This window comes from Pseudomonas graminis (genome assembly GCF_004364335.1).
Taxonomy (GTDB): Bacteria; Pseudomonadota; Gammaproteobacteria; order Pseudomonadales; family Pseudomonadaceae; genus Aquipseudomonas; species Aquipseudomonas graminis_D.
The window spans coordinates 62,216-74,401 of the sequence record NZ_SOCR01000002.1 but is presented as its reverse complement, the minus strand read 5'-3'; the positions used below and the strand labels follow the sequence as shown (position 1 = coordinate 74,401).

At 62.4% G+C, this 12,186-nt stretch carries 8 protein-coding genes; all 8 read left to right on the top strand.

All coding sequences use genetic code 11. The features are described from left to right. The first annotated feature begins 273 nt into the window (after window positions 1-273). Window positions 274-777: a type VI secretion system contractile sheath small subunit gene (tssB, locus tag EC919_RS02765; protein ID WP_133771010.1), complete on the top strand. Its 504-nt coding sequence runs from the start codon at window positions 274-276 to the stop codon at window positions 775-777. A 31-nt stretch (window positions 778-808) separates the two neighbouring features. Next, window positions 809-2,347, top strand: a complete 1,539-nt coding sequence (tssC, locus tag EC919_RS02760) for a type VI secretion system contractile sheath large subunit (RefSeq protein ID WP_133771008.1) — start codon at window positions 809-811, stop codon at window positions 2,345-2,347. A gap of 23 nt (window positions 2,348-2,370) precedes the next feature. After that, window positions 2,371-3,726: a type VI secretion system baseplate subunit TssK gene (gene tssK, locus EC919_RS02755; protein ID WP_133771007.1), complete on the top strand. Its 1,356-nt coding sequence runs from the start codon at window positions 2,371-2,373 to the stop codon at window positions 3,724-3,726. A gap of 8 nt (window positions 3,727-3,734) precedes the next feature. Further along, on the top strand, window positions 3,735-4,406 hold the full coding sequence (gene tssL / locus EC919_RS02750) for a type VI secretion system protein TssL, short form (RefSeq protein WP_133771006.1): 672 nt from the start codon (window positions 3,735-3,737) through the stop codon (window positions 4,404-4,406). Window positions 4,407-4,413: 7 nt separating this feature from the next. After that, window positions 4,414-6,195, top strand: coding sequence for an OmpA family protein (locus EC919_RS02745; RefSeq protein WP_133771005.1), 1,782 nt, complete (start codon window positions 4,414-4,416; stop codon window positions 6,193-6,195). A 19-nt stretch (window positions 6,196-6,214) separates the two neighbouring features. Continuing rightward, on the top strand, window positions 6,215-6,706 hold the full coding sequence (locus EC919_RS02740; RefSeq protein ID WP_065991578.1) for an Hcp family type VI secretion system effector: 492 nt from the start codon (window positions 6,215-6,217) through the stop codon (window positions 6,704-6,706). A 194-nt stretch (window positions 6,707-6,900) separates the two neighbouring features. Next, window positions 6,901-9,549, top strand: a complete 2,649-nt coding sequence (tssH, locus tag EC919_RS02735; protein ID WP_133771004.1) for a type VI secretion system ATPase TssH — start codon at window positions 6,901-6,903, stop codon at window positions 9,547-9,549. Then, window positions 9,549-12,083: a type VI secretion system Vgr family protein gene (locus tag EC919_RS02730; RefSeq protein WP_133771002.1), complete on the top strand. Its 2,535-nt coding sequence runs from the start codon at window positions 9,549-9,551 to the stop codon at window positions 12,081-12,083. The genes tssH and EC919_RS02730 overlap by 1 nt, the downstream gene beginning before the upstream one ends. Window positions 12,084-12,186 lie beyond the last annotated feature (103 nt).

The window sequence follows — 12,186 nt, the reverse complement described above, 5'->3', positions numbered from 1 at the left end:
TAATTCTGCAGCCGTTCCACTATCTGGGATTACTTTGTAGGAAAGTTTCTAGACTTCCGTAGGACAGCTCTCGACCTGTCTTTGTGGGTAGAGTTTTTATTCGTAGGGCATTAGCCTTGCCGCTTCCCGAATTCGATGAAAACTTCATCAGCCCATTCTTTGCTCACACTTGTTAAAACTTGACCGCTTGGGTCGCGGACGTTCGGCTGATAAAAAGGCCCTGCGATCCCGATATTCCCCTTTGTGACGTGTGGTATTTTCGACGGAGGAGTTATGGCTTCAAACAGCTTTCAAAATGAAGTGCCCAAAGCCCGGGTCAATATAAAACTCGATTTGCACACCGGCGGCGCGCAGAAAAAAGTCGAATTGCCGCTGAAATTGATGGTGCTCGGGGATTACAGCAATGGCCGGGAAGATCGGCCCCTGTCCGAACGTACCAAGATCAATATCAATAAAAATAATGTCGACAGTGTGCTGGCAGAATTTGCCCCTGCATTGAAACTCACCGTTGAAAATACCTTTGCCGACGACGGTTCGGAGGCTTCAGTGGATTTGAATTTCGAAAAGATGAAAGACTTTGAACCGGAACACGTGGCCAGACAAATACCGTCATTGCGCGCGCTGCTGGCAACCCGCAATTTGCTGCGCGACCTCAAATCAAACCTGTTGGACAACGCAACCTTCCGTCACGAGCTTGAACGCATCGTCAAAGACGAAACGCTCAGTGACGAGTTACGCGCCGAACTGGCAATGCTCGCGGCACCCCCAGAGCATTAATTACCCGGGTCTCTGATAGCAGGTATCAAACATGTCCTCGAAACACTCTTGCGCAGTATCAGGCGGTGGCACCGTTTTGTCCGAAGAAAGCACCGGCGTCTATAACACGCTGTTTTCAAAAATCAACCTCAGTCCGGTTTCGTCCCTGGGCGACATTGACGCGTTTCAGAACAACGAAGCGCTGTCGGAGATCTCCGCCGACGAGCGCGTGACCGCCGCAGTCAGCGTGTTCCTCAACCTGCTCAAGGCATCGTCGCGCAAGGTCCAGCGCCTCGACAAAACCCTGCTGGACGAACACATCGCCTCGCTGGACGCGCAGATCAGCCGCCAGCTCGACGCCGTCATGCACCATCCGGACTTCCAGCGGGTGGAGTCGACGTGGCGCGGCGTTAAATCGCTGATCGATCAGACGGACTTCCGACAGAACGTGCGCATCGAGTTGCTGGACATCAGCAAGGACCATCTGGTCCAGGATTTCGAAGATGCCCCCGAGATCGCCCAGAGCGGTCTGTACATGCACACCTATACCCAGGAATACGACACGCCCGGCGGTGAACCCATTGCCGCGGCTGTTTCCAGTTATGAGTTTGATCGCAGTCCCCAGGATATCGCGCTGCTTCGCAATATATCGAAAGTGGCGGCGGCAGCGCATATGCCGTTCATTGGTTCGGTGGGGCCGGCCTTCTTCGGCAAGGAAACCATGGAAGAAGTGGCCGCCATCAAAGACATCGGTAATTACTTTGATCGTGCGGAATACATCAAATGGAAGTCATTCCGCGACACTGACGATTCCCGTTATATCGGTTTGACCATGCCGCGCGTGCTGGGACGGTTGCCCTATGGGCCGGACACCATTCCAGTGCGCAGCTTCAATTATGTGGAAAGTGTCAAAGGCACCGATCACAGTAAGTACCTGTGGACCAATGCGTCTTTTGCCTTCGCTGCCAATATGGTGAAGAGTTTTGTTGCAAACGGCTGGTGTGTGCAGATTCGCGGGCCACAGTCCGGTGGTGCCGTGACGGATCTGCCCATTCATTTATATGACCTCGGCACCGGCAGTCAGGTGAAGATCCCGTCGGAGGTGATGATTCCGGAAACCCGGGAGTTTGAATTCGCCAACCTGGGATTTATTCCGCTTTCGTATTACAAGAATCGCGACTACGCCTGTTTCTTCTCCGCCAATTCGACACAAAAGCCTGCGTTGTATGACACCGCCGATGCCACGGCCAACAGCCGCATCAACTCGCGCCTGCCTTATATCTTTCTGCTGTCGCGCATTGCTCATTATCTGAAATTGATTCAGCGGGAAAACATCGGCACCACCAAAGACCGGCGTCTGCTGGAACTGGAACTGAATAAGTGGATCAGCGGGCTGGTCACCGAAATGACTGATCCGGGGGATGACTTGCAGGCCTCGCATCCGCTGCGCGACGCCCGGGTAACAGTCGAGGACATCGACGATAACCCCGGCTTCTTCCGCGTGAAGTTGTACGCCGTGCCGCATTTCCAGGTGGAAGGCATGGACGTGAATCTCTCGCTGGTTTCCCAGATGCCCAAAGCCAAAACCTGACGTCGGCCATAGGTGAGCACAACATGAAAATCGACCGACCTCTCTGGGCTGCCGGGGCGCTGTTGTCCCAGCAGCAATTCCAGCAGCAAGCGCGCTGGGAAGCCTGGACCAACGAATGCATCGCCCATCTGTCGCGGGTTCACCCGTGGGGCGTGCAGACAGCGGCCTTCGATGGTGAGGCGCTACGGCTGGGCAAACTCAAGGCGTCCGCGCTGCGCGTGCGGTTGCCGGATGGCACCTTGATCGACACCGACAGCGTTGATCGACTGCCCGCCGCGCTGGCCCTCGAACAGATTCAGATCCACCCGGAGCAGGGCGCGACGGTGCTGTTGTGCCTGCCGCTGGAGCAGGCCAACGGTGGCAATTGTCTGTTCGAAGGCGCTCGCGCTGACCGGCCGGTGCGTTACCGCCAGGATTGGCGGCAGGTGCAGGATCTCTACGGCGACGATCAACAGTCGATCGGTGTGCTCGAGCACCTGCTCAGCCTGCGTCTGGCCAGCGATGACAACGCCGATTACCTGACCTGTTCCGTGGCCCGGCTGGTGCGTGACGGCCAGGGCCGGGTGTGCCTGGACGAGGCGTTCGTTCCGCCGTTGTTGAGCTTCGCCGGGCATACGGGCTTGCAGGTTCAGCTGGATAATCTGCTGACCCAGCTGGCGTCCAAGCGTCAACGCTTGATGGGCATGCGCCGTGAGAGCAACCAGCGCATGGCCGACTTCGCGGTGGCCGACGTTTCGCTGTTCTGGCTGCTCAACGCGCTCAATACCTACCAACCCGTGCTCGCCGATTTCAAAGCCAGCCCGGCGCGCCATCCCGAGCAGGTCTATCTGGAACTGGTGAAGCTGGCAGGGGCGCTACTGACGTTTTCCCTCGAACACGACGTTGACGCTATTCCGGCCTACCGTCACGAAGCGCTGGAAACGGTGTTTCCGCCCTTGATGCAGATGATCTCGACGCTGCTCGAAGCCAGTCTGCCGTCGCGGGTGATCGCCCTGGAGCTGGAGCGGGTGCTCCCCGGTCGCTGGCAAGTGACGTTCAATGACCCGCGCCTGCGTGAGGCCGACGCCGCTGACTTTTACCTGTCGGTGCGCTGCCGCGAGGCGCCGGCGCAACTGCAGGCGCAGTTCCCGCGGCTGTGCAAGGTCGGCACCCCGGACGACGTCGATCGGTTGATCAATGCCGCGCTGGACGGCGTTCCGCTGCAGCCCCTCAGTCACGTGCCGGCGGCGATTCCGCTGCGTCTCGAGAACCAGTATTTCGCCCTCGACTTTGTCCATCCGAGCGGTCAGGCGGTGCTCGCCGAAGGGGTCTGCGCGTTCTACGTGCCGGCGACGCTGCCGGACGTGAAGCTTGAGCTGTTTGCGGTACTGCGCTCATGAGCCGGCCAATGAAAAGCCAGTCGGCTACCCAGCCCGTCAATGTTGATCAACTGCTGCAGGACAGTTACCTGCTGGTGGTCGAGTTGCGCCATGGCGCGTCCACCCCGGACAGCGATGCGCTGTGGAACCTGTGCACCCGGTACGTGGTGGAGGTCCGCGATGCCCTCAAACAGGCCGGTGTCAGCCAGCGCAGTGTCGACTTCATCAGCCACGCCCACTGTGCGCTGCTGGATGAAACCGTGCTGGTCCACGCGGATGCCAGTGCCCGCGCCCGATGGACCCATGAACCGCTGCAGGCGCATTACTTCGGACGTCATCAGGCGGGGCAGTTTCTGTACGAAGAAATGCGTGAAGTGCTGCACGAGCCGTCTCCGGACCCGAGTGTGCGGAGGGTGTATCACCGCGTCCTGATGCTGGGCTTTCTCGGTCGCTACAAGGAGCCAGACCACCCCGAGCGGCAGCAGTTGATGGCCGAGTTGACCGCCCGAGTGGCGCCAGTGACCCTGGATCAGGCCTTGCCCACGTGGATCGACGCACGGGGCCGCAAGCCGTTGCCGGGCTGGCTGCGCGCGCCGCTGCTGCACCTGCTGGCGGCGGGTTTGCTGCTGGCCGGCATCTGGTGGTTGCTGGATTCGCACCTGGCGGCGCTGGTCGCCTCCCTTGTGACCGAGCGGGTGTGACGCGCCCATGACACTCAAGTTGATGCGTGCACTGGCCCTGTGGTCCGGATGCCTGGCGCTGATGTTGATCAGCGTGTTGCCGCTGAGCCCGGTCGTTCAAGCCCTGGCGGCGGCGGGCGCCCTGGGGCTGGTGGTCGGGGGCTGGCTGCTGGCGGGTCGACGTTCTACCCGTCTCGGTGATTCGCTGCGGCTGGAAGCGTTTCGGACCTTGCCGGGCAGTGAATACCGGCTGCCTGTGGTGCTGGTGTGCGGTGAGGGGGCGGCGGCGCTTTTTGCTGTTGATGCCGAGGCCGATATCGCCGGGCAAACCGTCGTACGGAAGACGGCTAGCGGGTGTTACGTCTGGGTGCCGAGCGTCGAGCGGTTGCCCGGTATGGCCACTGTGCTGCTGGCGGTTCGTCCGCAATGGCGTGGGCAGCTCAGCGTCATGTTCGTCATCAATCCAGCCCAGCACGCGGACAGCGCGATGCTGGCCGGCCAGCTTCGTGCGCTGACTCATCAGCTGTCGGTGATCCGCAGGCGTGCGCAGACGTTGCCGTTGTGGGTAGTGAGCTATCAACACACCTCACCGGGGCCGCACGAGGTTCGTGGGACGGGCTTGAGCCGGGAAGAGGGAAGTTCGGGCGCCGAAGCCGTCTGGTTCAGTTGGGAAAATGGCGGCCCCTCCGCGCGGGTGCGCAACAACGGCACCTGCGTCAGCGTCGAGGATTGGCAAAGACAAGACGCCGCCGTCCTCACCGAACGCATGCAACTCGCCGTGCAGATGAACACCCACGCCGCATGGCTTGCTCAGTACGTCGCGCCGCACTTCGCACGCAAAGGCCGGCATCGCGCGCCGTCGCCAGTGGCCTACGCAATCTGCCAGGTGGCGCGTCTGCCTGACCCCATGCCCGGCAGCGTCTGGCAGCACTGGATACAGGCAAAAACTGCGCTGGTGCCGACTCAGCCGACGATCGACACGGGCGGTGTGTTGCCCGCGCCGGACCCTTTGCTGGAATTGCTGCCCAGGCGCACCGGCAACACCGCAGCGAGGCGCGCCAGTGTCATCGGCATATGGCTGACAGTCTTCGCTGGCGTCGTCGCCATGTCGAGCTCGGCCCGGCAGAACACGTTGTTGATCCGTCAGGTGGGTGACGACCTGCGCCGCTACGCATCGATCAACGAAACCGCCCGCGAGGATCAGCAGGCCGTGGCCCTGCGCGAAGCGGCGTTCAACGTCCTGCACGATGACGCGGGGCGTCTGGATGACTACTACCGTTACGGCGAGCCTCGGTCGCTTGGCCTGGGCCTGTACCGCGCCGAACAGCTGCGTATCAGCGTCTGGCACGCCATCGGCCGTTACCGGGCGCCCACCGAGACGGCGCAGGTGCCCGGGCCGGTGCGGCTGGACACGCTGTCGCTGTTCAACATCGGCAGCGCCGAACTCAAGGCGGACTCGACCCAGGTGCTGATCAACGCCCTGGTCGGCATCAAGGCCAGACCCGGCTGGTTGATCGTCGTCACCGGGCACACCGACGCCACCGGCAGCGAGGAGCAGAACCTGCGCCTGTCCCGCGACCGCGCCGCCTCGGTGCGCGACTGGATGCAACGCATGGGCGGCATTCCCGGCAGTTGCTTTGCCGTGCAGGGCTTCGGCGCCAGTCAGCCGATTGCCAGCAATGACACCGAACACGGACGCAGGGCCAACCGCCGCGTCGACATCCGTCTGGTGCCGGAAGAGGGGGCCTGCGGGTCGCTTTCTGCCGGGGCCGGACCGGCTACCCCCGTCGCATTTCGCGGCACTCGATAACCCAAGCAAGGAGTTTCACATGGCAATTCCCGTTTACCTCTGGCTCAAAGATGACGGCGGCGCTGACATCAAGGGCTCGGTCAACGTGCAGTCCCGGGAAGGCAGCGTCGAAGTGGTCGCCCAGGACCACAGCGTGTACATCCCCACCGACAACAACACCGGCAAATTGACCGGCGCCCGCGTGCACACGCCGTTCCTGTTCACCAAGGAAATCGATGCCAGCAGCCCGTACCTGTACAAGGCGGTCGGCACCGGCCAGACCCTGAAAAGCGCCGAGTTCAAGTGGTACCGCATCGACGACGCGGGCCAGGAAGTCGAGTACTTCAACACCCTGCTGGAGAACGTCAAGGTCGTGCGCGTCGCGCCGAAAATGCACGACGTCAAGGACCCGGCCAAGGAGAAGCACAACCACCTGGAGATGGTCGAGTTGCGCTACGAGAAGGTCACCTGGACCTACAAGGACGGCAACATCATCCACTCCGATTCGTGGAACGAACGCCAGACCGCCTGACGCTGCAAGGCCGGCAGACAGGCAGCGTTTGCACGCCGGTCTGCCGGCTGCGGTGTGTTGGGATGAGCGTCCGTTCGCGGGCGCTGCGCCAAGCACATCGACACGGCACGTTTCCCCAGACAACACAGCGAGGCGCCGACCGCTCAACGGTCTCGTCGCCGCTCCTTACTCCTTCCGTTCAAGGACGATGACCCATGGCACAGAGCTCCTCCCGTTTGCTTCGCCGCCTCAACCCTTTCTGCGCCCAGGCCCTCAGCGCGGCGGCAACGCTGTGCCAGAGCCGCGGCCACGGCCACATCACCATCGAGCACTGGCTGCTGAAACTGCTGGGGCAGGGCGACGGCGATCTGGTGCTGATCGGCCGGCGTTACGAGTGGGACATCGAAGCGCTGTGGACCGGCTTGCTCGACCACCTCGACCGCCTGCCGCGCAGTGTCCAGGCCAAGCCGCAGCTGTGCGACAAATTGCAGCGGCTGATCAAGAACGCCTGGGTGCACGCCTCGCTGGACGAGGACAACGAGCAACTGCGCTCGGCCCACGTCCTGGCGGCGCTGATCGAGTCTCCCGACCTCCTCGCATGCGTGGCGGCCTGGCCATTGCTCAGCCTGAGCGAGGTGCAGTTGCGTCACTTGCTGCCGTTTCTTGACGAGCATTCCGATGAGCGTGCGGGTTCGGTACCTGCGCCGGGATCGGGTCTGAATCTTGCGCCGGATTGTGCTGCGGTGGGGATGTCGTCCGCGGATTCAGCGGCGGAGAACCCGGTGCTGGCAAGATTTACCCAAGACATCACCGAGAAGGCGCGCAACGGCGAGATCGACCCCGTACTGGGCCGTGACGACGAGATCCGTCAAGTCATCGACATCTTGAGCCGCCGTCGCAAGAACAACCCGATTCTGGTGGGCGAACCCGGCGTCGGCAAAACCGCGCTGGTCGAAGGGCTGGCCCTGCGCATCGTCGAAGGCAACGTGCCCGCCAGCCTGAAACCGGTCAGCGTGCGCACGCTGGATCTGGGGCTGTTGCAAGCCGGCGCGGGAGTGAAAGGCGAGTTTGAGCAACGCCTCAAAGACGTCATCGAGGCCGTGCAGCAGGCCGAGCATCCGGTGCTGCTGTTCATCGACGAAGCCCACACGCTGATCGGCGCGGGCAATCAGGCCGGAGGCGCCGACGCTGCCAATCTGCTCAAGCCCGCCCTGGCCCGTGGCGAACTGCGCACCATCGCGGCCACCACCTGGGGCGAATACAAGCAGTATTTCGAGCGTGACCCGGCGCTGGAACGGCGCTTCCAGACGGTCAAGGTCGACGAGCCGGATGACGCCACGGCGATGGTCATGCTGCGCGGGTTGAAGGCCCGCTACGCCAGCCATCATGGCGTGCACATCGAGGACGCGGCGATACAGGCGGCGGTGGTGCTCTCGCGCCGCTATCTGCCCGGTCGGCAGTTGCCGGACAAAGCCGTCGACCTGCTCGACACCGCCAGCGCCCGGGTGCGCATGAGCCTGGATTGCCAGCCCCAGGCGCTGATTGCAAGCAAGGCCCGGCAGTCCGCGCTGGAGCAGGAACGCCAGGCGCTGCAAGACGATCAGCGCGTCAACGGACGCAACGCCGATGAGCGTCTGGCGGTCATCGCCGAGCAACTGTTATCCCTGAGCGATGAGTTGGGGCGACTGCAGGACCAGCACGCCAACGAACTCGATCTCGCGCGCAGGTTACTGGCCGCACGCAGTGCCGAGGTTTTCGACCCCGATGCCTGCGCGGATTTACAGGCCCAGCTCAAGGCGGTCCAGGGCGATGTGCCGCTGCTGTCGCTGGACGTCGACGATCGCAGCGTCGCTCAGGTCATCGCCGACTGGACCGGCGTGCCCCTGAGTAGCCTGCTGAAAGATGAACAGGCCAGCCTGCTGGCTCTGGAGCAGTCGTTGGCGTCTCGCGTCATCGGTCAGGACCGCGCGTTGACGGCAATGGCCCAGCGACTGCGCGCCGCCAAGACCGGCCTGACCGAAGAAGACTCGCCGCTGGGCGTGTTCCTGCTGGTCGGCAGCAGCGGCATCGGCAAGACCGAAACCGCCCTGGCGCTGGCCGACACCCTGTTTGGCGGCGAGAAATCGCTGATCACCCTGAACCTGTCCGAGTATCAGGAAGCCCACACCGTCAGCCAGCTGAAAGGCGCGCCGCCGGGTTACGTCGGCTACGGCCAGGGCGGCGTGCTCACCGAAGCGGTGCGCCAGCGACCCTACAGCGTGGTGCTGCTGGACGAAGTGGAAAAGGCCCACCGCGACGTACTCAACCTGTTCTATCAGGTCTTCGATCGGGGCTTCATGCGGGACGGCGAAGGGCGCGAAATTGACTTCCGCAACACCGTCATCGTCATGACTTCCAACCTGGGCAGCGACCTGTTGCAGGACTGCCTGCTGGCCAACCCCGAAGCGCCCGACGCAGATGTGCACGAGCAACTGCGGCCAGTGCTGCGCGAGCACTTCCAGCCGGCGTTGCTGGCGCGTTTTCAGACGCTGATCTATCGACCGCTGCAGGCGCCTGCGCTCAAACGCATCGTCGCCATCAAGCTGGGCAAAGTGGCGGAGCGGTTGCGCCGGCATTACGGGCTGGAATGCCGGATCGACGAACGCCTGCATGACGCGCTGGTGGAGGCGTGCCTGCTGCCCGACAGCGGCGCGCGAAACATCGACAGCCTGCTCAACCAGCAGATTTTGCCGGTGCTGAGTCAACAGCTCTTGCAGCGCCAGGCGGCGCGACTGGCGACGCGGGGCGTGGTGCTGGGGCACTGTGAGGAAGACGGCATCACCCTTGAGTTTGTCGGGTCCCAGGTTTCGGTGGAGGGCGAATGATGAACGATGCCATCGGGGTGTTTTTCGACCATAGCCGTCACAAGCTTACCGTTCATAACCTGCCGGTGGCGCTGGAGGTGCTGGCCTTTGAGGGTGAGGAACGGCTGAGTCAGCCTTTTCATTACCGCGTGGAATTGACCTCGGTTGATCGGGACATCGGCGCCGAGCGGATGCTCGGGCAGGATGCGCAGTTCAGTCTGCATCCGGCGGCCCACACGTTGCCGATGGCTATTCCTGGCTTGCCGGTGCCATCGGTTAAACCGCTGCGCACGTTGCATGGGGTCATCACCGGCTTCAAGCGGCTGTCCGGTTCCGCTGACGAGGCGCGCTATGAAGTGACACTGGAACCGCGCCTGGCATTGCTGGCCCGTGGACGGCAGTTCCGGATCTATCAGCATCAGTCGGTGCCGCAGATTGTCGAGAGCATTCTGCGCGCGCGGCATGACTTCCAGGGGCAGGACTTTCTGTTTTCGCTGGTGCGGGAGTACCCGACGCGCGAGCAGGTGATGCAGTACGGCGAGAGCGATCTGGCGTTTATGTCGCGCTTATTGGCCGAGGTGGGGATCTGGTACCGCTTTAGCAACAACGAGCGATTGGGTATCGAGGTCGTCGAGTTTCACGATGATCAGCGGCATTACGTTCGTCCGCGTGTGAGCTTGCCGTTTCGGCCGCAGTCCGGGTTGGGCAGCAGCGGCGCGGACGGGGTTTGGGGGCTGCAGGTCAGTCATGAGGTGGTGGAGCAGAGCGTTCATTTTCGGGCTTATCACCATCGGGATGCGAGTGCCTGGCTGGATGGCGATGTCGATCAGACGCGAGGTGATACCACGACTTACGGCGAGGCTTATCACTATGGCGAGCCGTACAAGGTGCTCGGCGACAAGCTGGATCAGGATGAAGATCTAGAAGGTGAAAGCGGGTTTTTCTATGGACGGTTGCGGCATGAGCGGTATCTGAATAACCAAACTCGCCTGAGTGGTATCAGCAGCAGTGCGTCCTTGGGATTGGCCCAGGTGCTGGCGATTTCCGGTGGGGCGCCGCAGGCGTTTGAGCCGGGGGCGGTGCTCACTAGGCTACGGTTGCGTGCGGCGCGGGATCGCAGTTTTGAGTTGAGCTTTGAAGCGATTCCGTATTCCGAGAGCGTGTGTTTTCGGCCGCCGTTGCTGGCGAAACCGCAAATTGCCGGCACCGTCCCGGCGCGGGTCACCAGCTCGCTGGCCAACGATCCCTACAGCCACATCGACCGCGAAGGTCGCTATAAGGTCAGCTTTCTGTTTGATCGCGACAGTTGGGAAGTGGGTGAGGAAAGCCTTTGGTTGCGCCTCGCCCGACCTTATGCGGGCGATACCCACGGCCTGCACCTGCCGCTGATCTGCGGCACCGAAGTGGCGATTGCCTTCGAGCAAGGCGACCCGGACCGGCCCTACATCGCCCATGCGCTTCATGACAGTCGCCATCCCGATCATGTGACGCTGCTGCGCAGCGATTACAAACGCAACGTGCTGCGGACCCCGGCCAATAACAAGCTGCGCATGGAGGACGATCGCGGCAAGGAACACATCAAACTCAGCACCGAGCACAGCGGCAAGAGCCAGCTGAATCTCGGCCATCTGGTCGACAACGAGAAGGATAAGCGCGGCGAAGGCTTTGAACTGCGCACCGATGGCTGGGGCGCGATTCGGGCGGGAAGCGGGGTGTTAATCAGTGCGGATGAACAGACCAAGGCCCACGGTCAGCAGCTCGACATGGACGCTGCAATCGAGCAGCTTGAAAGCGCACTGTCGTTGGCCCGGTCCATGGCTCAAGCCGCGCGGAGTGCCCAGGCCGTTGCCGCCGACACGAGCGGCCACGAACAACTCACCGCGGCCCTGACCAACCTGACCGAGCCCGGGCTTTTACTGCATGCACCGGCCGGCATAGGCGTGGTCAGTCCCGAGGCTGTTTTGCTGTCCTCGGGCCGTGAAAGCGTCGCCATCACGTCGTCGCGCTCGACCAACATCAGCGCGGGACATGACATCACCGGCACGGCTGAGGGTGCGATCAGCCTGTGCGCTGTGACCAAAGGTTTCGACCTGAAAGCCGTGGATGGGGATATGCAGCTCCACGCCTACGGCGGCGCGGTGCACGCGTTGGCGAATGACCAGATAAAAATTGAAAGCCTGGCCGGCCGTGTCGAGATCAGTGCGCCCGAGGAAATCATCTTCAGCTGCGGCGGCGCATTCATCCGCATCAAGGATGGCGAAATCGAGCTGGGCGCGCCAGGGAACATCCATCACCGGGCCGCGTACGTGCTAAAGGGCGGTGCCACCACACTGACCACCCCGGCGACGCCGATACCGCCGGGCTACGCCGCCGGCTACACCCTCAGCGAACCCGATAAGGGTTACGCGCCCTTCGCCCGTTACCTGATCACCACCCAGGAGGGCGAGCTGTTCCCCGGCGTGACAGACAAGGACGGCAGGACCATCCCGGTTCACACGTTATTGCCGGGGAACGTGGTGATCGAGTTTCCCAATGACAAGCCCGATGAGCAGTGACCACCGCTCAGGGGCCCCGCCGCCCGGATGGTTTGCGATCTGCATCGCAACGGCTAACGACACAACGCCTGCCGCCAAGCAATGGGCCGCGACAATTTATCAC